Annotated in this window: 18 protein-coding genes; 1 reads left to right on the top strand and 17 read right to left on the bottom strand. The window is 46.4% G+C overall.

Features of this window, described 5'->3' with window-relative positions:
• Positions 1 to 96: 96 nt before the first annotated feature.
• The 17 genes from NYE36_RS08170 to NYE36_RS08090 form a co-directional block, all read right to left on the bottom strand.
• Entirely contained in the window at positions 97 to 4,392 is a 4,296-nt protein-coding gene (locus NYE36_RS08170; protein ID WP_069007001.1) for a S8 family peptidase, read from the bottom strand.
• Positions 4,393 to 4,662: 270 nt separating this feature from the next.
• Positions 4,663 to 5,811 carry a cell division protein FtsZ gene (gene ftsZ / locus NYE36_RS08165; RefSeq protein ID WP_003154424.1) on the bottom strand — a complete coding sequence of 383 codons (1,149 nt, stop codon included), beginning with the start codon at positions 5,809 to 5,811 and terminating at the stop codon, positions 4,663 to 4,665.
• Between the two features lie 35 nt (positions 5,812 to 5,846).
• On the bottom strand, positions 5,847 to 7,160 hold the full coding sequence (gene ftsA, locus NYE36_RS08160) for a cell division protein FtsA (protein ID WP_003154425.1): 1,314 nt from the start codon (positions 7,158 to 7,160) through the stop codon (positions 5,847 to 5,849).
• A gap of 549 nt (positions 7,161 to 7,709) precedes the next feature.
• Complete coding sequence (locus NYE36_RS08155) at positions 7,710 to 8,498, bottom strand: cell division protein FtsQ/DivIB (protein ID WP_015239820.1); 789 nt, start codon at positions 8,496 to 8,498, stop codon at positions 7,710 to 7,712.
• A gap of 128 nt (positions 8,499 to 8,626) precedes the next feature.
• On the bottom strand, positions 8,627 to 9,538 hold the full coding sequence (murB, locus tag NYE36_RS08150) for a UDP-N-acetylmuramate dehydrogenase (protein ID WP_015239819.1): 912 nt from the start codon (positions 9,536 to 9,538) through the stop codon (positions 8,627 to 8,629).
• Between the two features lie 25 nt (positions 9,539 to 9,563).
• The gene (gene murG / locus NYE36_RS08145; protein ID WP_003154428.1) at positions 9,564 to 10,655 is read right to left on the bottom strand and encodes an undecaprenyldiphospho-muramoylpentapeptide beta-N-acetylglucosaminyltransferase; all 1,092 of its coding nucleotides are present in this window, start codon (positions 10,653 to 10,655) and stop codon (positions 9,564 to 9,566) included.
• A gap of 116 nt (positions 10,656 to 10,771) precedes the next feature.
• Entirely contained in the window at positions 10,772 to 11,872 is a 1,101-nt protein-coding gene (gene spoVE, locus NYE36_RS08140; RefSeq protein ID WP_015239818.1) for a stage V sporulation protein E, read from the bottom strand.
• A gap of 58 nt (positions 11,873 to 11,930) precedes the next feature.
• Positions 11,931 to 13,286, bottom strand: coding sequence for a UDP-N-acetylmuramoyl-L-alanine--D-glutamate ligase (murD, locus tag NYE36_RS08135; RefSeq protein WP_015239817.1), 1,356 nt, complete (start codon positions 13,284 to 13,286; stop codon positions 11,931 to 11,933).
• Positions 13,287 to 14,261, bottom strand: coding sequence for a phospho-N-acetylmuramoyl-pentapeptide-transferase (gene mraY, locus NYE36_RS08130; protein ID WP_007409707.1), 975 nt, complete (start codon positions 14,259 to 14,261; stop codon positions 13,287 to 13,289).
• A 107-nt stretch (positions 14,262 to 14,368) separates the two neighbouring features.
• Entirely contained in the window at positions 14,369 to 15,841 is a 1,473-nt protein-coding gene (locus tag NYE36_RS08125) for a UDP-N-acetylmuramoyl-L-alanyl-D-glutamate--2,6-diaminopimelate ligase (protein ID WP_003154436.1), read from the bottom strand.
• Between the two features lie 195 nt (positions 15,842 to 16,036).
• Complete coding sequence (locus NYE36_RS08120; RefSeq protein WP_003154438.1) at positions 16,037 to 17,956, bottom strand: stage V sporulation protein D; 1,920 nt, start codon at positions 17,954 to 17,956, stop codon at positions 16,037 to 16,039.
• Positions 17,957 to 18,069: 113 nt separating this feature from the next.
• Positions 18,070 to 20,214: a penicillin-binding protein 2B gene (gene pbpB / locus NYE36_RS08115; protein ID WP_015239816.1), complete on the bottom strand. Its 2,145-nt coding sequence runs from the start codon at positions 20,212 to 20,214 to the stop codon at positions 18,070 to 18,072.
• Between the two features lie 6 nt (positions 20,215 to 20,220).
• Positions 20,221 to 20,574: a cell division protein FtsL gene (gene ftsL / locus NYE36_RS08110; RefSeq protein WP_015239815.1), complete on the bottom strand. Its 354-nt coding sequence runs from the start codon at positions 20,572 to 20,574 to the stop codon at positions 20,221 to 20,223.
• A gap of 39 nt (positions 20,575 to 20,613) precedes the next feature.
• The gene (gene rsmH, locus NYE36_RS08105; protein ID WP_076424092.1) at positions 20,614 to 21,549 is read right to left on the bottom strand and encodes a 16S rRNA (cytosine(1402)-N(4))-methyltransferase RsmH; all 936 of its coding nucleotides are present in this window, start codon (positions 21,547 to 21,549) and stop codon (positions 20,614 to 20,616) included.
• A gap of 69 nt (positions 21,550 to 21,618) precedes the next feature.
• Positions 21,619 to 22,050 carry a division/cell wall cluster transcriptional repressor MraZ gene (mraZ, locus tag NYE36_RS08100; RefSeq protein WP_007409703.1) on the bottom strand — a complete coding sequence of 144 codons (432 nt, stop codon included), beginning with the start codon at positions 22,048 to 22,050 and terminating at the stop codon, positions 21,619 to 21,621.
• A gap of 125 nt (positions 22,051 to 22,175) precedes the next feature.
• On the bottom strand, positions 22,176 to 23,795 hold the full coding sequence (bshC, locus tag NYE36_RS08095) for a bacillithiol biosynthesis cysteine-adding enzyme BshC (protein ID WP_015239813.1): 1,620 nt from the start codon (positions 23,793 to 23,795) through the stop codon (positions 22,176 to 22,178).
• Between the two features lie 86 nt (positions 23,796 to 23,881).
• The gene (locus tag NYE36_RS08090) at positions 23,882 to 24,763 is read right to left on the bottom strand and encodes a 2-dehydropantoate 2-reductase (RefSeq protein WP_015239812.1); all 882 of its coding nucleotides are present in this window, start codon (positions 24,761 to 24,763) and stop codon (positions 23,882 to 23,884) included.
• A gap of 162 nt (positions 24,764 to 24,925) precedes the next feature.
• On the opposite strand from NYE36_RS08090, the gene NYE36_RS08085 reads away from it, so the two are divergent.
• Positions 24,926 to 25,408: an N-acetyltransferase gene (locus NYE36_RS08085; protein ID WP_007409700.1), complete on the top strand. Its 483-nt coding sequence runs from the start codon at positions 24,926 to 24,928 to the stop codon at positions 25,406 to 25,408.
• Positions 25,409 to 25,447 lie beyond the last annotated feature (39 nt).

Raw genomic sequence — 25,447 nt, 5'->3', positions numbered from 1 at the left:
GGATAACCGTTTTATTTGTCGAGGGCCAAAAAGGTTGATTTCCTATTGTCCGCTTCAACTAAAAAAGCGCTGCCGTGATCTGGCAGCGCTCTGTTTTTACTCATTGATATAAAGTTTTCCTTTAGCCGTCTGTCTCGTTTCATTTCCGTAGTCATCTCTAGCGATAACGTCAATTTTTGCTCCGCTTGCTTTGATGGAAGAAGTCGCCGTCCAGTAACTCTCATATCGTCCCGGAGAAATTTCTCTCAGCGGAAGCTCTGTTGCGTTTTGGCTCCCTGCCCGGGCGTTTGTCAGAGGCAGACGGATAACGAAGGAAGCGTCTAATTTCTTTCCGCTTGAAAAAGCGATTTTCACTGATTCTCCGGCTTTTAATTCCTTATCCGCTCCGGGAACCAATCCGGAAATGACGGGAGCATTGTAATTGACATCGATTACCGTCTTTTTCGTTGTTTTGTTACCCGCTTCATCTGAGGCCGTGACCTTGATCTCATTGCTGCCGTTTTCCAGAAGGGTTCTCGCTTGATAAGAACCGTTATTTACTTCAGCTTTTTTTTCGTTCACCTTTACCCATTTTAAATGGGCGTCGTGCACTTTTCCTTTTACGGTCACTGCTTCTTTATTTGTTTTATCACCGTTTGCCGGACTGTCAATCGTCACATCCGGCTTATCCTCATCCAGTATGACCGTGACAGGGCTTGACTCATCGGTTGACCCGCTGTCTGTCACAGATGCCGCCGTCAGCCGATTGGCATCTTCAGTGAGTGTGACGCCGGCCTGGAAATTGCCGTCTGCATCTGCTTTCGTTTCTGCGGCGGTTTTACCGTTATTGGTAAGACGGACAGCGGTTTTTGGTGAAGCCGTTCCTTTCACCGTGATTGACTTCTTGTTTGTAAATGACCGGTCTTCAGGCGACGTTATGTCAGGCACAGAAGCTTCGTAGTCGACCAAAGCCCTGATCATAAAGTTTCCGTCTGATTTATCGGTTTTAGACCAGCGGCCGTCGAGGTATTGCCAGTTTCTGTTCGAGTACGGACTGCCGTCATCAGATGACAGGGCAGGTGTATAAGGATCGGGTTTCGTCTGGCGGAACACAAGATAAAAATCCTTTCCGACCGCGATTCCTTTTGAGCTGAGATCCACTTTGGTCCATTCGCCGTTTCGAAGCGCTTCAGCTTGGAACGGGCCGGCAATTTTGCTGCCCGGAGCTCCATCAGGGCCGGATGCATCATATACTTCTGCTTGAAATTCGGTACCGCCCGGATCAGGCCAGTCGGCGCCCCAAAATTTAAAAAGGCCTCCCGTCAGCATACCGTGTTCTTTTCCGTCTTTGAGCGTCATCTTAACGGCAGATTTGCTGCCGGCTTTAAAATATGACAGCGCGGCTTCTTCCGTTCCGTTATCATAGGCAATTTCCCCTTCATAACCGATATACGGCTTAAGCTTGACGTTTTTTTCAGCATCTCCTTTGATGTCAACGGAAAATTCGCTATTGTAAAAGCCTTTTGCCGCTACTTTGATTGTGTAGGAGCCTTCGTACGCCTTAAGCGAATATTCCCCTTTATCGTTTGTCACCGCCGGTTCAATTGCGGCATCCTCAGCCACATAAAGCGCAGCCCCTTTTACCGGTTCGCCTGTTGACTGATTGGTGATGGTTCCTTTTAGCGTGCCGGACGGCATTTGCTCCAGTGTAAAGTCTGCCTGTGCGGTTTTGTCTGATTGAATAGAAACTTGTTTCGAAGCGGACTTAAATCCGTAAGCCTCGGCTTTCAGCGTATAGCTTCCCGCCTTATGCGACAGGCTGTAGCTTCCGCTTGCAGGGTCGGAATATACGGATTTCCCCGTCTCGGCGACACTGATTTGCGCTCTGAGAGGCAGGAGGTTTGTTTCACGTTTTACTCTTTTTCCGGGTGATTTCACTGCCGGTTTGGCCTGTTTCGGACTGACTGCTTTTTTCTTCAGGTGGCCGGGAGGTGTTTGTCTATTGTGTTTACTTTTTTTAGCCGCCTTGCCGAGAGGGCTGCTTGAAAGCCGGACATCATCGATATACCATCCGTCTTCATTGAGTACTTCGTCTGACTGCATATTAAACATGAGCTTTATGTTTTGGCCTTTATACGCAGATAAATCTGCCTCTTCATCGTTCCATCCTGCGGAGTCACCATTGTAAACGGCCGCCTGCTCCCAATGTGATTTTCCTTCCGGAAGAACGAACACATACCCGTAATCAAAAAATTCTTCGAGCTTGTGCCAGCTTTTAAATTGCAAAAACAGCCGTCCTGTTTCCGGAACTTGAATCGGAGGCATCACCAAATTCATGTTGGCTGAATCGGCATAAGGGCCGGACAGATTCGTCGCATACACTTTATCTCCGGAAAATGCGGTGCCGGGCCCTGAACCCGGGATACCCCATTCCCATTGGTCATGTGTCCCGTAACTGGACCAGCCCGCCGGCTGTGATTCAAAATCCTCTTTGTATCCCGCCGTAATGCTCGGTTTCACGTCAGCCCGGTACGTATCAGATTCTACAGAATGGCCTCCGAAATCTTTTATGGTCCATTTATAACTTATCTTGCTTCCCGTTACATCCGGAATTTCCGCCTGGTATGTTCCCTTTTTTTCATCACCGCTTTTTTGAACGGCGGCTGTCGTTTTCCACTCTCCTTCATCAAACTGATAGGAAAGGATGACTTCAGTTACGCTTACATCGTCTTCTGCTGTAACCGTTAACGGAAGGTTTGCCCCTTTGTAAGCCGCTGAGACCGGTTCATGGTGAAAGCTGGGCGGATTGTGATCTTCGCCCGCAGAAGAGACCTTGCCTTCTACGCTTCCGATTCCGTCCGTTACGGCAGAAACGGCATCAAAAGCGTTAACGAGACCGTGGCCGTAACCGTTATTCGGTGATTCCGGAAAAACGGAATCTGTCAGCTTTTCGGCGGTGCGCGTCAAAACGTCTTCCATTTCATCGACCGTAATAGAGGCGTTCGCCTGCCTTAACAAAGCCGCCGTCGCCGCCACATGCGGCCCGGCCATTGAAGTTCCGTCCCAGCCGCCTTCGTATGTTCCTCCAGGAATCGAAGAACGGATATTCACTCCCGGAGCCGAAATGTCCGGTTTTGTTTCATGATACGGTGAGGGGCCTTGAAGTGAGAAATCAGCGAGTTTCTTGTCGATGTCAGTCGCACCTGTCGCAAATGCTTCAGGATAATTGGCCGGATTTGCGATTGACCCCGGTCCTCCCGGTGTAAATAAGTCTTCATTTCCCGCAGAGAATTCCGGAAAAATCCCTGCCGCTCTCCACGCATTCACCATATCGCGGTACCACTCGTCCATTCCCGAACCGCCTGCCCAGGAATTATTAACAACATCCGGCGCCATCTCGGGATGGGGCGTGCCGTTTTTATCTTTAGGCGCGAGCACCCATTCACCGGCATCCAAAATATCGGCATCGGTTCCTCCGTCATCTGAAAATGCTTTTACTGCGATCCATTTCGCCCCCGGAGCCACACCGATTTGATTTGAGCCGTCAGGTTCTGAACCCGTCATGGTCCCTGTTACATGAGTGCCGTGTTCAAGATCATCGTAGGGAGCGTCTTTATGGGACACGGCATCATACCAGTTCATTTCATGATTCGGCGCTGCGGGATTTTCAGGATCGTAACCCCGGTATTTTTCTTTAAGCGCCGGATGATCCCACTGAACTCCCGTATCAATGGAGGCGACAACCGTGCCGGTTCCGTCGTATCCTGAGGCCCAGGCCTGCGGCGCATCAATTTGGCTGATATTCCATTCGATGCCTTCCTTTGCTTTGATCTCTTTTTGTTTTTTCTTCATTTGAAAAGGAGCTTTTGATTGTCGTTGAGTAAGCTGACGTTTTTCATTCGGAAGAACTTTTTCTACTTCAGGAAATGAGGCGGCTTTTTCCATTACCTCTTTCGAAGCAGTGACTGCCATTCCGTTGACAATATAATAGGAATGGATGTGATCAGCCTTGCCTTTCTTTTTTTGTTTTTCCAAATATGTTTTCAGATTCTGCTGCGCATCATGAGCCGCCAGTTTTAAAGAAGAAACGACGGCTGACCGCTTTTGATATTCGGTTTTTGCTGCGGAAAGCGATTGAGACTTGGCGTTTTTTTCTGCTTCTTTGACCGCTTTTTTCGTATTGGCTTTCTCTTTAAATTTGATAAGAAACGTGACTTTATCATTTTTTTCAAAACGCTTCTTGACTGAATCGGAAATCTTATGCTGAATGCTCTTAGAGGAAGAAAGATCTTTGGTGAAAGAAACTGCCCCCGGTGTGCTGTTCGCTCCGGCTGCACCCGGAAACAACAGGGAACTGACGACAATCGCGCTTAAAACGGAGCCTGTCCATCTGTTTCTTGTTTTTTTCTTCAATCGTATCCCCCCTTATTTGGTAACGCCTATAAAATGTGTATCCCTCCTTCATAATTGGAATCGTTTGTCATTTCGATGCTGTACGTTAAATGTAGACAATCTTCCATCCAGATATTGTCACATTCTGTAGAAAGCCGTATGAAATTAAAAAACAATCAATTCGTCATAGGTATAAAGTTTCTTTTTTCACTGTATAGATCATGGGGATAGGAAGGAAGACTGTGCACAAAAGAAAAAGGACAAAACCATGTGGTCTTGTCCTTTTTTACATCAGCCGCGTTTGTTGCGGTTTCTTAAAAATGTAGGAATGTCGAGGGCATCATCCGCCGGCTGTGATGTATGGCGGTTCACCGTGTTTTGATGCTGTGTTTCTTCTCGTTTCGGCTCACGTTTCGCAGCGTTTTGGCTTTGAGACTTCAATCCTTGGTTTAAAGTCGGACGCTGCGGTTTTGAGTCATCTTTTTCCTGTTCGATAAAACCGGTCGCAATAACGGTGACGACGATTTCATCTTTCAGATTTTCATTGATAACTGAACCGAAAATCATGTTGACATCAGGGTCAGATGCAGAAGCGACGATGTCGGCTGCTTCCTGCACTTCGTAGAGGCTCAGGTTTGTACCTCCCGTAATGTTCATCAAAACACCTTGCGCTCCGTCGATTGCCGCTTCCAGTAACGGACTGGAGATCGCCTTTTTGGCGGCTTCAGCAGCGCGGCTTTCGCCCGTAGCGATCCCGATACCCATCAATGCTGAACCTTTGTTGGACATGATGGTTTTGACATCGGCAAAGTCCAAGTTGATTAAACCAGGCGTCGCGATGAGGTCAGAGATACCTTGCACCCCTTGGCGAAGCACGTTATCAGCTTCACGGAATGCTTCAAGCATCGGTGTGTTTTTATCGACGATTTCAAGAATGCGGTCATTCGGAATAACGATCAGTGTGTCAACGGCTTCTTTCATTGCCGTGATACCGCCTGCAGCCTGCAGCTGACGTTTTCTTCCTTCAAATGTAAACGGTCTTGTTACGACACCGACAGTCAAAGCGCCTAAGTCCTTTGCGATTTGCGCGATAACCGGTGCGGCTCCCGTTCCGGTACCGCCTCCCATTCCGGCTGTAACGAACACCATGTCAGCACCTTTTAGCGCTTCTTCGATTTGTTCCTTACTTTCTTCAGCGGCTTTTTTGCCGACTTCCGGATTCGCTCCCGCTCCGAGACCGCGGGTCAGCTTTTCCCCGATCTGCATTTTCACTTCCGCTTTTGACAGGTTAAGAGCTTGCGCGTCCGTGTTTACCGCAATGTACTCTACACCCTGCACTTCATTTTCAATCATTCGGTTGACCGCGTTATTACCGCCGCCTCCTACTCCGATTACTTTAATTGATGCTAAGCCGTCTATGTTTGTTTCGAAATCCAACATGCTAAATCCTCCTAATCTGCCGAATGACTATCAATCTATTCCCAAAACATGCTTAATAGTTTTTTCATTTTGCTCGGTTTGTTGTGTTCGGCTTGTGTTTTTTGTTTTGCTTTTGGACGCTGCTGCGCCTCTGGCCGCTGATGATGTTCTTCTTCGTGAGAGACCGCGATTTCCTGCACGGCTTCTTCCGGCATATGAAAGCCTATTTTTCTTCCCTGAATTCTGGCATTTCGGCAGGCAAATTGTATCAAGCCGACACCCGTCATATACTGAGGGTCTCTTACACCGATATAATTCGGGCTTGCGACCCTTACATTGTGCCTCAGCACTTCCTGTGCCAATGAAAGCACTCCGGGCATTGCGGCCTGTCCGCCGGTCAGCACAAAGCCGCCGGGCAGATCTGTAATTCCCATATGCTCAATTTCAGCTGCGGCAATCTCAAGAATCTCTTCCACTCTTGCTTCAATAATATTAGCAATTTCCTGCTGTGTAAAAGATTGCTTTTGATTCGTTCCTATGACGGTGACTTCAAATACTTCATCTTCTGAAGCCTCATCGTAGAATGCATGTCCGAATTGTTTTTTTACTCTTTCAGCCTCTTCGGTGGAAGTGCGCAATCCGATCGATACATCTTTCGTGATGTTTTCGCCTCCGAGCGGAATGACGGCTGTCTCCTTCAGGTGCCCCTGTTCAAATACCGCCACCGTCGTCGAGCCGCCGCCGATATCAATCATGGCGACTCCGAGGTTTTTTTCGTCTTTTGACAAAGCCGCCGAACCGGCCGCAAGCGGCTGCAGGCAAATATCAGTAATTTCAACGCCCGCTCTCTCCACACAGCGAAGTAAGTTATGTAAGATCGTTTTGGAGCCGGTAATCAGCGTGCCTTCTACTTCCAGGCGCACGCCGAGCATTTTTTTCGGATCGGTAATTTCGTCTCTTCCGTCAACGATAAACTGTTTCGGAACGACGTCTACGATCAGCTGCTCATGCGGAACTGACACGACCTGTGCCGCTTCCATTACCCTGCGGACGTCTTCAACGTGAATTTCTTTGTTTTCACTGGAAACAGCGACAACGCCGTTCGTATCTTGAATATGAATATAATTTCCATTAACGCCGACAATGGCTTTTTTCAGCGGAAAACCTACCATTCTTTCAGCTTGGTCAAACGCTTTTCTTATAGAATGAACGGTTTCATCTATATCAACGATTGAGCCTTTTTTCAACCCTTCAGACGGTACATTTCCCACTCCGATAATGTTAAGGGAATCATCTGTCATTTCTCCGACGATCACTTTTGTATTGGACGTACCGATGTCAAGACTGACGTAAAGTTCATTGTTGTTCATTCTATGGCACCTCCTCACATTTCGATCAAATTCTATTCTATTATTTGCGGAACAACAATACAATGAATGTGGCTTTACAAGTGTGTAACAAAAACAACAGCATCAACAAATTCTTATCTGATTTCTCACAATTTATGTTTAATGAAACTATTCGTTATATTCTATGTATATCCTCTTTTATATCGTATTTTTTTTATTTTTTTTAGAGAAGGCCCACCTTACCGTAAGATTTCCTGTCACGGTGCCATACTGTGCAAACCAGATGCAAATATACCCGCTTTCCATTAGTCTACACTAAGATGAACCTCCAGAAAAGCTATAGATATTTCCAGAAACATCCGAAAAAAGAAGAAACAGGAGGAAAATTCCAAATGCAATGCTCATTGCAGAAGACACGCCCATTGCATTGAGAATTTTCCGCTTGTCCGGCAGCCATATCCCGGGCAAAAACAAACATAGTCATAATGATTCCGCTATCGGTTATATCGGCTGCCCTGCTGATTGTAATAGATTCTTTTGAATCACCTTTAAATTAGTTCTTTAGAACTATTAATCATTTTCTTTTTTCTTGCCGGATTTACCTTTGTTAAATTCTTCAAAATATGTAGCGACTTCTAAGTGGATAATCCCCTTTTTCCCGCCGTCCAGCTGGGAAACGATAGAAGGATAGGTCTTCATCCGGCCGGCAAACGTTTTAATAGAAGCGGTAACTACATACCCGTCGTTCATATACAGCTTGATCCGGTCCTGATCCATTTTTGCCGGTGTATAATAGATTTCAGAAATCGACTGCTTTAGCGAACCGGAAAGCTTATCAAGCTGCTCCGCCATTTTGACCCGCTTTTTCGCGTTTGTCCAGTCAACCAAAATCGGGCCCGCGTCATCCGGCGTGACTTCGTTCGGCAGCACAGTGCCGTTTTCGAGCACTTCATAATATACATCATGTCGCTGCAGATACGCGATCGTCTTGTATTCTTCAATGTGAATGCTGACTTTGTTAGGAAATACTTTTGAAAGTTCCGCCTTTTTCACCAGCTTATTCTGCTCAATCTTTTCTTCTGTTTGTTTCTTGTTCAGACTCCAGAACTCGGTTTGTCCGTTATGTATATCAGAAAGCGCGTTGATCTCTTTTACAGACACGTTTTCGTTTCCGGAAACGGTGACAGAAGACACTTTGCTGATCGGCATCTGCAAGTACACGATGATCAGCACCATCATAAAAAAGAGCACAATGAATGAAATCAGCCGGCGGTTTGCTTTTTGTTTCCGCTGCTCTTTGATTTTCGGAATCCGCTCTTCAATATTTACGATTTTTTCTCTTTCATGATTTGGGTTCACTGCCTGTCCACCTCACTAAGAATGAAACAGCTTGACATTCGTCTGATTGAAAAACAAACGGCATGCTGTGATGCCGTTTGACATTTGTTAAAAGTATATCACATGAGCTCATGTAATCAGAGAACCTTTTAACGATTCCCTCCGATGATTTCAACTTCTGTATGCATGTCAACATCATACTGCTCACGGATTGTCTTTTTCACATATTCAATCAGGTCAAGAACGTCCTTGGCAGTCGCTCCGCCGGCATTGACGATAAAATTCCCGTGCATTTCGGACACTTTCGCTCCGCCGATCTGATGTCCTTTTAATCCCGCTTTTTCAACGAGGTTTCCGGCATGATCCGGCAGCGGATTTCTGAATATGCTCCCGGCGCATGGGCTTGAATACGGCTGAGTGTTTTTTCTGTAATCTTTGTTCTGCTGCATTTGCGCCGTAATGGCTTCCCGTTCCTTTTGCTCAAGCTGAAGAACTGCCTCGAGACAGACGCCGGGGCGTTTTTTCTGCAAAACAGACGTTCTGTAGCTGAAACCCATCTCTTCGTTCGTCAGCCATTCGATTGTGCCGTCTTCAAATAAGATACGGGCTTTCACAAGAATCTCACTCATATCAGATCCGTGCGCCCCGGCATTCATATAGACGGCTCCGCCGATTGATCCGGGAATGCCCGCTGCAAATTCGAGACCGGACATTCCTTTTTTACTCATGGAAGTCGCAAGCCGGACGACCGAATAGCCGCCTCCGACCGTCACCTGATCACCGTCAATCTCCAAATGATCCAGACCCGCTCCCAGCTTGATGACAACTCCTCTTATGCCTTCATCAAGCACGAGCAGATTTGAACCGCGGCCGATAACCGTCCATGGCAGATCATGTATCTTCACAATATCCATAATATCTTTGACCGCTTCCACACGGTTGGGGATGATTAAAATGTCCGCCGGACCGCCGATTTTCATCGTTGTATGGTTCGCGAGCGGTTCTTGTTCCAGCACTTTGCCGACTTCGCGGTCTCTTAATTCCTGAATTACGTTCTCCATCATAAACCTCCGCATTCCATTTGCTCTATTTTTTTATGTCTTCCATGATACTGTACAGTCTGGCTGCCGCATCCGGAACACCGAGTGATTTTGTCCGCTCACTCATGTCCTTTAAGGTTTCTTCATTCATGACGATTTTGTCCAGCGCAGCGATCAGTTTTTCTCCGCTGAGCTCGGTTTCCTTCAGTACGATTGCAGCGTCATGCTGGCTGAGCGCCTTCGCATTGACTTCCTGGTGATTGGCTGTCACATACGGGCTCGGAATAAGCACGCTCGGAATGCCGAGAGCGGTGATTTCCGCAATCGTCGTCGCTCCGGCTCTGGCCACAATGACATCAATTGATTGTAAGTACTCCGGCATTTGGTGCAAAAACGGTTTTGTCACCATATTATCAGCGGCTTTTCCGCCTTTCAGCTCAGCCGTTACCTTCTCGTAATGCACTTCCCCGGTAATATAAAGCACTTGGTAAGGTCTCGTTTTCAATTCTTCCTGCATATCTATAACGGCACGGTTAATGGGAGCCGCGCCTCTGCTTCCGCCGAAAATGAGCACCGTTTTTTGATTGTCTTTCAGCCCGAACTCAGTTAATGAGCGGCCTGTCTTAATTGAGACGACTTCAGAGGCTCTCGGGTTTCCCGTAAACACAACTTTTTCAGCAGGAAAATGCGATTTTGCCTCTTCAAAGCAAATTGCTACCTTATTAACATATTTCGAGAGAAACTTATTTGTGATGCCGGGCAGGCTGTTTTGCTCATGAATGATCGTCGGAATTCCCATTTTTGCCGCCGCGTATACGACCGGACCGCATACATAGCCGCCTGTACCGATAACGGCATCTGGTTTAAACTCTTTTAAATATGATTTGCTTTTCTTCACGCCTTTTAAGAAGCGCATGACGGTTTTTACATTTTCAAAAGAAAGTTTTCGTTTGAAACCTGTAATTTCAATGGCGCGGAACGGAATATTTTCCCGTTCAACAATTTTTTTCTCAAGACCGTTCTCTGTTCCGATATACAAAAATTCCACATCCGGATGCCGGCGCTGAACTTCTTTAATAAAGGCCAGGGCCGGATAAATATGTCCTCCGGTTCCGCCTCCGCTTACTGCAATACGCATTCGTATGTCCCCCTTAATCACATAGCGATAACCCTGTTTTTTAGGACAGGGTTATTGATGTTGTCTGTTTTTTTATAGATAACGAATAAATCATGAGTGATGAGGTAAGATACAGATCAATACCTCGAGTACCGGCTGACATTTAAAAGCACGCCGACCGCTGCGAGCATCAGCGTCAGTGATGAGCCTCCGTAGCTTAAAAACGGCAGCGTAATTCCTGTTACCGGGATCAGCCCCGTCACAACGCCGATATTAATCATGACTTGAATAGCTATCATAGAAATAATACCGATGGCGACAAAGCTTCCGTATAAATCCGGCGCGCCGAGGGCAATCCTGACGCCCCGCCATAATAAAATAGTGAACAGCAGCAATATGAGCGAACCGCCGATAAAGCCGAGTTCCTCAGATAAAATAGCAAAAATGAAATCGGTTTGCGGCTCCGGCAGGTAAAAAAACTTTTGCCGGCTTTGGCCGAGCCCCATCCCGAACAGTCCGCCCGGACCTACGGCATAGAGCGACTGAATGATCTGAAATCCGCTTCCAAGCGGATCCTCCCACGGGTTTAAGTAAGAGGTAATCCGTTTAATCCGATAAGGAGCGGACAGAACTAGCGCCGCAAATCCGCTTAAACCGATGAGTCCGAGGAACGCAAAATGAGCGATTCGCGCACCGGAAACAAAAATCATCACGATGCACGTGCCCACCATTACCGTCCCCGTTCCCAGGTCTGGCTGGCACATAATAATAATAAATGCAGAAAACACGATTCCGAGCGCGGGAACGAATCCGCGTCTGAATGACGTAATATTCTTCTGTTTTTCAGAAAGAAATTTAGCCAGAAACGCAATCATCGCCAGTTTCATAAACTCCGAAGGCTGAATGCTGAACGCTCCCACTCCGATCCAGCTTCTTGAACCGTTCCGCACCATTCCGACTCCCGGAATCAGCACAAGCACAAGCAGAAAAAAACAAATGATCAGAAGCAGCTTCGACCATGTGCGCCATGTCCAATAATCCACATTCATAATGAAAAACATGGCAATGACGCCGATCCCCGCAAACAGCAGCTGCCGTTTCGCGAAGAAAAACGAGTCGTCAAATTTATAATCCGCCCATACCGCACTTGCACTGTAGACCATAATTAATCCTATTGTTAAAAGCAATAACGTAATGATAACTAATAACAAATCAGGCGCTGTTTTTTTAGTAGTCAAAGCAATCGACACCCCAAGCATAAGTCATTTAGGGCTGCCGATGAACAGAGACAAGCCCTTACTTAAGCATATGCACGGCATCTATAAACATGTCACCGCGTTCTTCAAATGTTTTGAACTGATCCCAGCTTGCACACGCGGGTGACAAGAGGATGACGTCTCCTTCATTTGAGAGCGCAAACGCCGCAGATACTGCTTGTTCAACATTATCGACACGTTTGACATGTTGTATTCCCAGCTCATTGCCCAGTTTTTCTATCTTCGGCGCTGTCTGTCCGAACGTCAGGACCGCTTTGACATTGTCCATATACGGTTTCAGGTCGTCAAAACCGTTGCCGCGGTCCAGTCCGCCTGCAAGCAGAATAACCGGTGCTTTGAACGCGGAGAGCGCTTTGCTTGTGGCCAAAATATTCGTCGCTTTGCTGTCATTATAAAATCTACGATTCTGGATCGCAGTTACATACTGCAGACGGTGTTTGACACCGGTAAAGCTTGTCAGCACCTTCTGAATCGCTTTATTAGACGCGCCCGCCGTTTTTGCCGCGGCTACAGCGGCTAAAATATTTTCTAAATTGTGCGCGCCCGGCAGTACGATGTCATCAACAGGCAGAATCGCTTCATCGCCGAACATCAGCATTCCGTCTTTAATGAATGCGCCGCTTGACAGTTCCTGGTGAACTGAAAACGGAACGGTGCCGGCTTTTCCGCTTTCGGCAAGCCGCACGACTGTTTCATCGCTCTGATTCACGATGGCCGTATCACTCTCAAGCTGATGAAGATACACGTTCTGCTTGGCTTTTTCATAGTTTTCACGGCTGTGATGGTAATCCAAATGAGCGTCGAACACATTTAAAATCAGGCCGATTTCAGGTCTGAATGCATGAGTCCCCATCAGCTGGAACGAAGAAAGCTCTGTGACGATCCATTCATCACCGTCAGCATGATAAGCCACTTCACTGGCGACAGTGCCGATATTCCCTGCGATCAGCGTCTTTATCGAATCAGCTTTCAGCATTTCATAAATCAGGGTCGTCGTTGTTGTTTTCCCGTTTGAACCTGTAATGCCGATGAATTTTGCATTGGTGATATAATACGCAAGCTCGATTTCCGTCCAGACCGGGATGCCTCTTCTTTGTGCTTCCTCCACCATGATATTTTCATACGGGATTCCGGGATTTTTGATCAGAATGGTAATGTGATGCTGATCAAAAAGTGACGTCGGATGCTCACCGCAGATGACTTCAATTCCTCTTTCTGCAAGCCTTTGGGCAGGTTCGTTCTCTTCAAAGGCTTTTTGATCATTCACGACGACGTTAATGCCTTTTTCATGAAGAATCGACGCAGCCGCATATCCGCTTTTCGCCAGTCCGAGGACCAGAAAGTTTTGTTTTTGCAAAAAAAGTTCGTTTTCCACTTATAACCACACCTCGATGTAAATTCCTAAAACGGCAAGCAGCAGTCCCGCAGTCCAGAATGTGACGACAACTCTCCATTCAGACCATCCGACCAATTCGTAATGGTGGTGAAGCGGACTCATCTTAAAGATTCGTTTTCCTGTCGTTTTAAAGCTGATGACTTGTAAGATAACAGATAAGGTCTCAATAACAAATACTCCGCCGATAATGACGAGCAGAATTTCAAGCTTCGTCAGAATGGCAACGGTCACGATCGCTCCTCCGAGCGCAAGCGAACCGGTATCCCCCATAAATACCTTGGCGGGATGGGCGTTGAATACAAGAAAACCGAGAACGGCGCCGACAACGGCAACCGAGAAAATCGCAACGTCATATTGTGACTGGTTCCACGCAAGGATGGCGAAAGCGCCGAATGCGATAGCCGCGGTACCGGACAAGAGACCGTCCAGACCGTCTGTCAGGTTGACGGCATTTGAACCTCCGACAAGCATAAAGAGAACGAGGATAAAGTATCCCCAGCCGAGATCGATTGACAGATGTGTGCCCGGCACCCTGATGCCGGTTGAAAAATGGCAATAATGATATACTCCGTAAAATACAATGGCAATAATGATCTGGCCGATCAATTTCTGCTTCGACGTCAATCCGAGATTCCGTTTCATTACTACTTTAATATAGTCATCCAGAAAGCCGAGCAGGCCGTATCCGATCGTGACAAACAGCAGAAGAAACATTTCCGCGCTCAGATGCGAAAATTTCTGCGTCATGACAATCGCCGTAATGGCGATGGATACAATAATCATGACCCCGCCCATCGTCGGCGTCCCTGATTTTTTCATATGTGATTTCGGCCCCTCTTCCCTGATACTTTGGCCGAATTTTAAACGTCTTAAAAACGGGATAAGAATCGGAGATATCAGAACACTGATTAAAAATCCCATTATTATTGTAAATAAAATCACTTGCTCAAGCATTGCTCTTTTCTCCTCCCGTTTCGTTCAAACGACATACGTATTTATCATATTCACATTGTGTCCCCGTAATTCTTTTCATTTCCCTCATTCTAACACTCTTTCCTGTTTTACTTTTTATTCAGCTCAACAATAGCTCTTCCCGCTACTTCGGCGTCATCAAAGTCGAATGTTTCATTGCCGATCTGCTGATAGGTTTCATGCCCTTTCCCGGCAATCAGAACCACATCTCCCTTTTTCGCGTTGGCAATGGCAAAAAAGATAGCCTGCTCGCGGTTTGCGATACTGTGATAGTAAGTGCCTTCTACCCCTCTTTCCATATCTCTTAATATGGCCAGCGGGTCCTCGCTTCTCGGGTTATCTGAAGTGAAAATCGGTTCGTCGGCAATCCGCACCGCAATTTCCGCCATTTTCGGGCGTTTCGTTTTGTCCCGGTCTCCGCCGCAGCCGACGACGACGAAAAGCTTGCCCTCTGTCATGTCTTTACATGTATTCAGGACGTTTTCCAGACTGTCAGGCGTGTGCGCGTAATCGACAACTACAGGAAACGGCTGATTGTGATTCACCAGTTCAAACCGGCCTCTGACACCTTGCAGCTCTTCAAGAGCGCTTGTGATCGTATCAAACGGCAGACCCGCTGCGATCGCTGTCGCCGCTGCAGCCAGTACGTTATACACGTTGAAGCGGCCGACGAGTGAAACTGTGATCTGCTTTGTTCCTTTTGGCGTAACGAGTTCAAAGCTTGTGCCTTGCGCAGAGATCTCGATTTGTTTCGCCATGACATCGGCATCATTCTCGATTCCGTATGTAAGGATGTGCGCCGCCGTCACTTTTTCAAAATAAGCACTGGCTTTGTCATCTGCGTTTAAAACGGCCCGCTTCGGCTTTTCGTGGTTAAAGGAGCCGCCCAGCTGGGAAAACAGGAGGCTTTTAGCCTGTCTGTAGTCTTCCATCGTCTTGTGATAATCTAAATGGTCCTGCGTCAGGTTCGTGAATACGGCGATATCATAATCGCAGCCGTGAACCCTGCCGAGTGACAGAGCGTGAGAAGACACTTCCATAATAGCTGTGTCAACATGCTCATCATTCATTTTCTTGAACGTTTTTTGCAGTGTGACGCTTTCGGGCGTTGTATTTTTGACCGGGAATGTCTCATCCCCGATTTTAATGTACATCGTTCCGATTAAACCGGTCTGTCTTCCCGCTTTTTTGAAAATCTCATCAACCATGTGCGTCGTTGATGTTTTGCCGTTTGTGCCGGTGATGCCGATAAGCTGAAGCTGCTTTGTCGGCTGCCCGTAAAACGCGTCAGAAAGAACGCTGAGCGCCCGCTGTGACCGGCGGACAATAATGACAGGAACATCGACGTCAAGCTCTTTCTCGGCAACGATGGCCGCTGCGCCGTTTTCTGCGGCTTTTTGGGCAAAATCATGTCCGTCTACCGTATACCCTTTTATACACACAAAAAGACTCCCTTTTCTCACTTCCCTGGAGTCCATCTCAATTGAAGTTATGTCAGGGTCATGAAAGTCATTTTGAACAGGTTCGGCCATTAAATATGTAAGCAGCTTTGTAAGTTTCATTGTATCAAACCTCTCAGAAATTCTATTCATTCTTTTATCATGATAACCGTTTATAAAAGTCAGAATGGCTTTTAAACATACAGTTCATATTTTAGCGTAAATAAAAGGATACATCCAGTTAATCTTAAAAGTTATCTTCTTTTTTTCTCTTTATGATAAGAGGCAGCCGAAAACAATCGGCTGCCTCAAAAAGACTCATTCTTCACTCAAGTAAACACGGATCTTTGAGCCTTCTTTTACTTTCGTTCCGGCTGCAGGTGATTGTTTCACAATTTTGCTTCCTTTTCCTGAGGAGTCAATATTCAAATTGACAAGCAGCGACTCAAGATCAGAGACAGACATCCCTACAACATTCGGAACCTCTATTGTTTTTGTGTCGTTCCATTGATATTTTTTCTCGATTTGATTTTTTCGCGGTTTCACGCCGAGCTCAGGCAGACTGTCTCTCATCATATTTCCGACAATCGGCGCGGCGACGGTTCCCCCGAATTGAATCGTGCCTTTCGGATTATCAACCGCGACATACACGACAAGGCTCGGGTCATCGGCCGGCGCAAAACCGATAAAGGAGACGATATGGTTGTTTTCGAGATATTTGCCGTCTTTCACCTTTTGTGCGGTACCTGTTTTTCCGCCGACGCGATATCCTTCCACAAAGGCATTCCGCCCCGTTCCCTGAGCGACGACGCTTTCTAAAGCATATCTGATCTGCTTTGACGTTTCCTGGGAAATAACTTGCCTTTTCGCAATCGGCGATTGTTTCTTAACGGTTTTTTTCGTAACGGGATCAACCCACTCTTTGGCAATAAACGGAGTATAAAGCGTTCCGCCGTTTATTGCTGCGGAAACGGCTGCCACCTGCTGAATCGGCGTGACGGAAACCCCTTGTCCGAAAGCGGTTGTCGCCTGTTCGACCGGGCCGACTCTGTCAAGCGGGAATAAGATCCCCGTTCCTTCCCCTTGCAGATCAATGCCTGTTTTCTTTCCAAAACCGAAGTCCTTAATATATTGAAACAGCTTTTGTTTTCCGAGCCGTTCCCCCAGCTGTACAAACCCGGGGTTGCAGGAATTTTGAACGACTTCAAGATAAGATTGCGAACCGTGGCCGCCCTTTTTCCAGCATCGGAGGCGGGCGCCGTCGACCTCGGCAAATCCTTTGTCATAAAAGTGGTCTCTTTGCAAGTTTACTTTTTGCTCTTGAAGAGCCGCCGCAAGCGTAATAATCTTAAAGGTCGAACCCGGTTCATATGTGCTCCATACCGGCAGGTTCCGGTTGTAAACGGACGGATCCACCGATTGATAGTCAGCCGGATCAAAATCAGGACGGCTTGACATGCCGAGCACTTCCCCGTTTTTCGGATTCATTGCGACCGCAATCATTCCGTCCGGGTTATATTTCGCCGCTGCATTGTCGAGCTCTCTTTCTATAATCGTCTGAACCTTGGCGTCAATCGTCAGTTTCATATCAAGTCCGTCTTTCGGAGGGGTGTAATCATCCGCTTCATCAGGCATTTTCTTCCCCTTGGCATCCGTATAAAATTTCACGGATCCCTTTACACCTTTTAAGTCATCATCATAATAAGCCTCCAAACCGAGAAGACCCTGGTTATCAATACCAGCAAAACCGAGAACATGGGACAAAAAGCTTCCGTACGGATAATGGCGGATGCTGTCTTCAGCCACATACACCCCTTTTAAGTCGAGCGCTTTGATTTCTTTCGCTTTTTTATTGGAAATTTTCCGCCCCTCGGGTGAGATTTTTTCTATGGAGGTTTTCTTAGTAATGTGTTTGTAGACCTTCTCTTCCGACATATTTAAAACTGACGCGAGAAGCTTGCCCGTTTTGATGGGATTTTGGATCTGGCGCGGTACGACAAAGACGGTCGGCGCGCTTTTATTAGTAGCCAGCTTCACGCCGTTTCGGTCAAGAATCTCTCCCCGCTCAGGCTCAAACGGCAAATTCCGGCTCCAGGAATCCTTAGCCAGTGAAGTCAGCTTTTCTCCCATCACAAATTGGACATAGCCTAATCTGCTGTCAATGATCAAAAAAATGATTACGCCAAAAAGCAAAACCAGTAATAAACGTTTTCGAACCGTTACATTTGAAACGCGCAAGGGACCGTCCACTCCTTATTTAGGCTTGTTTCAATTTATGCCTCAGCTTGGACACATAGAACGGCGGCGCATAAAAAAGAAGCCCGCGGGCATCCGCGGACTTCTCTGTCCCGTTAATCAGGATTTTTAAATTTCACCTTGATCACGGTATTTTCTTTCAGTTCTTTGCCTTTTTTCACACTTTGGCTTGAAGCGTAACCTTCACCGCTCACATCGATGTGAATGCCTGATACTTTGCTGAATTGAAGCACTTCCCGTCTCGACCATCCGGACATATCCGGCATCGTCATCTTTCCGTCTGTTTTTAAGAAGATTTTCTGATTGGTGATCACATCTTCTCCGGCTGTCGGATACTGCTCTTTTACGGCAACATCGCTGCCGATGACAATCGGTGTGAGATGTTCATTTTTCGCTTCCTTCTCAGCGCTCTTGACCGTCTTATCTGTCAGGTCAGGCATCTTTTGGCTTTTCGTTTCTTCCTGACCGGAATCTGTTTTTTCCGTCGGTTCGATATTCATGTAGTGGAGGCTGTTTTTCATCGTCGGGTTAAAGATTTCCGCGACAGGATCAGAGCTGCTTTGCCCCGCTTTTAATTGCGGCTGCTGCACGGCTACATAGATGACAAGCTTAGGATCATTTTTCGGCGCCATGCCCATGAATGAAAACACATAGTTGCTCGTTCCTCTTAAATATCCGCCCGTCCCGGCAATTTGTGCGGTTCCCGTTTTACCCGCGACGTCAAATCCTTCAATTTTATAAGGTTTTCCGGTTCCGATGTCTGACGTCACGACTTCTCCGAGCAGATTCCGGACTTTTTTAGCCGTATCGGCTGAAATCGGCGTGCCTGCCTGCTCTGGTTTTGTCTGCTTGACGACTTTTTTCGTATCGGGGTCGACAATATGATCAATGACGTAAGGTTTCATCATTTTGCCGTTATTGGCAATCGCCGTGACGGCCTGAAGCTGCTGGATCGGCGTTATCGCCGATGCTTGGCCGTAAGCCGTAGACGCTTTGTCAAAATCATATTTGTAGTTAATTTTACTTGATACTTCACCGGGCAGATCAATCCCTGTTTTTTGATAGAGCCCGAATTTGTGCAGGTACTCATTAAACCGGTCAAACCCCAGTTTTTCGTTGGCCAGTTTGGCGAAAGCAACATTCGATGACCTCATGAGGCCGTCATGGAAGCTTGTCATACCCCAACCGGCGCCATCGTTCCAATCTTTAACAGGTTTGCCTCCCACTTTATATGTTCCTGATTTATATTTCTCGTTTGCAGAAAACACATTTTCCTGAATCGCCGCGGCAAGCGTAAAGATCTTCATCGTTGAACCCGGTTCATACGCGTACGACACTAAGTCGTTGTAATAATTGGTGACGTTTCTGATATTCGGGTCAAAACTCGGACGCTGCCCCATCGCAAGCACTTTGCCTGTTTTCGGTTCTACGACAGCCGCCATAATTTTTTTCGGTTTATATTTTTCCGCTACTTTCGTCATGCTGTCTTCTAAAAAGGTTTGAATTTTCTGATCAATGGTTAAATATACATTGTCACCGTTTTTAGGTGCGGTGATTTTTTCTTTGCTGTTCGGAAGTTTCCAGCCGGATTTATCACTTTCGTAAGTGACGGATCCGTCGCGTTCCGTCAGATAGTTGTTCAGTATTTTTTCAAGCCCTAAAGAGCCTTGTATCTCGTTTGTTTTTTCATTCACATCGGCATACCCGAGAACATTTGACAAAAATACGCCGTTCGGATAGTAGCGCTTCGTATCTCTTAAGAAAGAAATACCCGGAAGATTCATTTTTTCGATCTTTTGTTTTTTCGCATAAGAGATATCGCGGCCGGCTGAACCGAATTCCACCTGCTTCGCGCCATCCCTGTTTAAGATGTCCAGAATCTCGCTTTTATCAAGATTGATAACGGTCGCCAGTTTTTCCGCCGTTTTCTCTTTGTCTTTGACATGCTGAGGATGCTTCGGATCACTTGTCATTTTTTTATCAAGCACGGCAATGAGCTTATATGTCGCCGTGTCCTCTGCAAGCACTTTGCCGTTCCGGTCAAGAATAGAGCCGCGGCTCGCTTCTATCGTCCGCTTTTTTTCGTGCTGCTCGGTCGCTTTTGTTGCAAGTTCTACACCGTTTGCTTTACCAGTTAATTGAATGTACGCCATTCTCCCGAGAATGACAAAGAAAAAGAGAGCGAAACAAATACTGAGTATCGCTGCTCCTCTGTTCATAAACTTATTTTTTTTCGGCATGGGTTATCATTCCTGTATGTTTTTCACTTTTTTATCTTTCAGATTCAAACCGTGCTTTTTAGCGATATCCATCAGGCGCTGCGGCTGGCTTAAGTCAGCAGCCGTCTTTTCGAGATCACCGATCTGCTTATTCTTCTCAGATACTTTCTCCTCCAGTTGTTGCACCTCAATATTGGATTGGTACGCCGCGTATGCCTTTGATACGATAAACATTGATGTGGAGAGAACGGCAATGGCAAACAGGACGAGCAGCACCTTTTCCCCGAGTGTAATGGAAGCCCTCTTTTTGACAATCACCTTTTTTTCGGGACTTATCACTGGCCGTTGTTGTTTTTCCTGCTGGTAAGCTAAGTTGCTCATAGGCTGATGACCTCCTTTAATGTTGTCATTTGCTGCCCTTTATATTCGTTTCTCCGCAATGCGGAGCTTCGCTGACCGGGCGCGGTTATTTTCTTCAAGCTCCTCTTTTGATGCCGTAATGGGCTTTCTTGTAATCAGTTTTAATTCCGGTTCAAATTCTTCCGGTATCACAGGAAGACCCGGAGGCAGTTCGGGAAGTGATGATTTTTCCTTGAATGTCGTCTTGCACATTCTGTCTTCCAGCGAGTGAAAAGTGATCACAGACACCCTTCCGCCCGGCTTCAGCACCTCTATCGCTTGCAAGAGGGCCTCTTCAAATACTTGAAGCTCGTCGTTTACGGCGATTCGAATGGCTTGGAATACACGTTTGGCCGGATGACCTCCGCTTCTTCTTGCCGGAGCCGGTATCGCGTCCTTTATTAGATCGACCAGTTGGCCGGTTGTTTGAATAGGCGATTTTTCTCTTGCCTCTTCAATTTTTCGGGCGATCTGCTTGCTGAATTTTTCTTCTCCGTATTTAAAGAAAATCCTCACAAGGTCCTCATACCGCCATTCATTTACGACTTCTTTCGCCGTAAGGGCGGCCGACTGGTCCATCCTCATGTCCAGCGGTGCGTCATGATGATAGCTGAATCCCCGTTCCGGTGTATCAAGCTGCGGAGAGGATACTCCTAAATCAAATAGAACTCCGTCGACACTCGTAATGCCGTGTTCATGTAAACACTCTTTTAAATAACGAAAGTTGCTTTTCACCAGAATGAGCTGTCCTTTGTATTCGGACAATGTTTTCTTTGCGTTTTCAAGTGCCGTATCATCTTGATCAAAGGCGATCAAGCGTCCTTTTTCCGATAATTGCTGCAATAAATATGTACTGTGCCCGGCGCCGCCAAGGGTGCAGTCCACATAGGTTCCGTCCGGTTTGATATTTAAACCGTCGACGGTTTCACGAAGAAGTACTGTCTTATGCTGAAACATTTGTGTCGGTCCCACCTTTATCAGGAATGAATTGAATTGTCAGTTGTTGTTGTGATGCACGAAGATCCATTATATATCAAATCCAATCATGTTTTCAGCAATTTCAGCGAATGAATCTTCTTGCTCTTCTGTGTATTGTTCCCATATTACCTTACTCCACAATTCAATTCGATTGGAAACCCCGATGACAACACATTCTTTTTCCAGTTTTGCGTAATTCAGAAGAGATGACGCAATATTAACCCTTCCCTGCTTGTCCAGTTCGCATTCGGTCGCACCGGAAAAAAAGAATCGGGTAAATGCGCGGGCGTCTTTTTTGGTGAGCGGCAGAGCCTTCAGCTTTTCTTCAATCAGCTTCCATTCATTCATCGGATAGCCGAAAAGGCATTGGTCAAGTCCTCTTGTCAGCACAAACTGCTCACCGAGGCCTTCTCTGAATTTTGCGGGTACGATCATGCGGCCCTTTGCATCAACAGTATGCCGGTATTCACCCATAAACATGATAAGGACCCCCACTTTCTCCCCTAAACTCACCACTATCCGCCACTTCTCTCCACAACCTCATTTTACACTGTTTACACATAAAAAAAAACCCTGAACTATTCAGGGTTCTTTAAAACTTTATTTCAAAGTTTGACAATCTGATGTTGGTTTTGAAAAGAAAATGGCAGATGTTTGAAGGTTGTGAAGAATTTTGGACCGTAGCGGTTCAGATAATACATCACATTCCAAATCCGTTCCTGCGGAGCGCCGAGCGGTCTGATGCTGTTTTGGATTCTTTCATAGTCACGCAGCACAAAGCCTTCTTTTTCTTCAATTCTTTTCGTTACCGTCCGTTCTAAAAACAAGAGCTGATCTTGAATGAAGGCGGCATTCTTCTGTAAGAGCGGCTCAAGGCTTGAATCGACCTTCAGCGCTTCGTCCCTTGCGCGTTTATGGACAGCTTCAATCTGCGACTTCGCCTGTTCCATTACAGAAGAAAACTCTTCCGGAATCTGCTCTTCAAAATAAGTGTCTTTCAGGTGTCCGGTGCCGTGTTCGATCGCTTCCTGAAGCGGGATATTTCGTTCTGAAAGCTTCTTTTCAATATGGCGCTCAAGAATCGTAATGTTCAGTCTCGGCATTACCGGGGTCATGCGAAAGCCCATTAATGAGAAAGCCCGCTTCAGCTCACCCCAATAATTGATCTCCCCCGGTCCCGCGATAAACGCCAGAGTCGGGATGAGAAACTCCTGCATAAGCGGCCTTGTCACAACGTTATTGCTGAAACATTCCGGTTTTTCTTCCATATGGGTATGAAGCTCGTCGTTCGTCCACTTCAGGTCAAGCTCCTTAATGACAAAAACGCCGTTTTCTTTTTCAATTAAGAAACGCTCTCCCTCATGTTCGTAAAACAGATTGGCCTGATCTTTGTCCGATTCAATAATCGGGTGATAACCGGCTTCCCGCATAAGACGCTGCTGGTCTGACACGGCTTTGGCAAGCTCATGATTGTGTTTTAAAATCTGCTGAAACATACCCGTTTCCAGCTTTTTAATCCCCGGATCTCCCGAATTCATCAGAATAAGGCCTTCTTCTTGAAACAAGTCGGCGATCAACAGTTCAAAAAAGTCCGTGAATGTCTCTGATGAGCGTAAACATCGCTTCACGTTTTGAAGGAGTGTGTTTGTGTGATCCGTCTCCTCAAAAGCAGCGAACACTTCATCAATCCAAGCCGCGCATTTTTCCTGATCAAGCTCGGTTTTAGCCGCCGATGTTTTTTTCCAGTACGACTGCGGCAGTTTCTGTTTCACCGGACCTTTATTCTCTGTTGACGTATGCACAAAATTGATTTCTTCCAGATCGTGATCTTCACCCGCCACCCAGAAAATCGGAACGACAGGAATCTGCAACGCCTCTTCCTGCTGTCTGGCAAGTACGATAATGGAGATAATTTTATGTATGGTGTAAAGAGGCCCCGTTAAAAGACCGGCCTGCTGGCCGCCTACTACCGCTGCGCTTTTTGGATCTCTCAGTTTTTCGATGGAGGCCTGCATGGCGGCGGAGTGAAATTTTTCGTGATAGGAGGATAAATAATCCGCTAATTCTTCTCTGGCAAACGGCCGCGAAGACAGGTCATGAAGCCGCTTTTGCCATACGTCCTCTGAATGAATATCATAATCAAAAAATGAAGACATGTTTTCTCCATCTATATAGTGCTGCACAAACTTATTTTGACTTTTGATGGAAAGTTCAGTTAGCTGCATCTGTCTGGAACTTCCTTTCTCCAATAAATAGTTAGGTTTCCGAAATGAGTATAGCATGTTACCGGAAAACCTCAAAAGACTTTGTTTCAGTTTCTTTCTAACGCTTTTATGCCGCGGTGTAAAAATGGGAGATGAACGGCCGGCAATCCGCGGCTTTCCGCTTCTTTTACAATGTAGCCGATAATCGCATCGGCCTCTGTCCGCCTGCCTGCCATGATATCGACGAGCATGGAAGAATGATTTTTTTCCGTCAGTCTGCAAACTTCGCAAACCTTGTTCCACGCTTTTTCTCTATCAGCGAGGCCAAGTATTGTCTCCGCTTCTTCAAACACGTTTCTCATATATTTTTTGTAAGCGTCATTTGTTACCAGCTCTCCGTTTTTCACGCGCAGCAATGCAGTTAACGGGTTGATGCATACATTTATGATCAGTTTTCCCGTTAACAGCCGATACCAGTCGTTTTCATCATATACGGGAAAATCCCGGTGCATGCCGGAAAAGATGCTTTTGAGCGTTTCCGGCCGGGATGCGCTGAATACACTCCATCTTACGGCTCCGGCTCCCGTATGTTCAACGGCATGATCTGATATCTTTTTTGCTCCGTGCTCAACAGTGCCGACATAAAGCGAATGATCCGTATGCCAATCTTTAATGTCGTGTATGTGTCCCATGCCGTTTTGCAAAAACAGCACATTCGTCCCTTTTATCGTCTCAAGATCCCGCAACACAGCACTTAGCTGGTGCTGTTTAACGGCTGCGATTAAGAGGTCGAATCCGGAAGTGAGGCCTGTTTGCGCTCTGCATGCCGCCGTACATTCTATTCCGTCTTTCAAAAGCCGTATACCGCCTGAGTTAATCGCATCAGCCTGCTCCGTCCGCCGCGTAATGACCGTTACCTGATGGCGGGACGATAAGTAGTAAGCACATAAAAGGCCTACCGCTCCGCCTCCGATAATTCCGATTTTCACACTGTCACACCCTATATCTGCATTTTTCCATATTATCATAGCAGAAGCCGCCGCAAATTACTTCAATTTCGTTTTGAGCAAAAAGACTGGCAAGCATATTATAGTTGGAATTTTCAATTAAAGCGTTTACAATAATGGTAGAACACAACAAAGGGGGAGTTTGTGTTGAAAATAGAGCGACTGCTCATCAACTTTAAGACACTCGAAGAATTTAAAAGGTTTAAGGAATACGGGATGCAGGAGCTGTCGATGCTTGAAGATCTTCAGGATAATATCATTGAAAATGACAGCACCTCGCCTTTTTACGGGATTTACTTCGGGGATAAACTAGTGGCGAGAATGAGTTTATATCAGGTAAACGGAGGCGCGAATCCGTATTTTGATCACCGTCAGGACTTTTTGGAACTTTGGAAGCTTGAGGTTCTTCCGGGCTATCAAAACAACGGATACGGAAAAGCGCTTGTTGATTTTGCCAAATCCTTCAGAATGCCGATCAGGACAAATTCACGCATGAAATCAGCAGATTTCTGGGATAAGATGAATTTTGAGCCCGTTAAATATGATATGGCGCGTGATAAAGGAGAAAATCCTTATATCTGGCATCCCGATATGGACGGTGAAATGACATCCGGAGAAACGGCATAATAAAAAACCGGCGGGGCGCCGCCCCCAGGCCGGTTCATT

Source organism: Bacillus sp. FSL R5-0593, assembly GCF_038603755.1.
Lineage (GTDB): Bacteria > Bacillota > Bacilli > Bacillales > Bacillaceae > Bacillus > Bacillus velezensis.
This window is presented reverse-complemented; position numbering and strand designations above follow the sequence as displayed.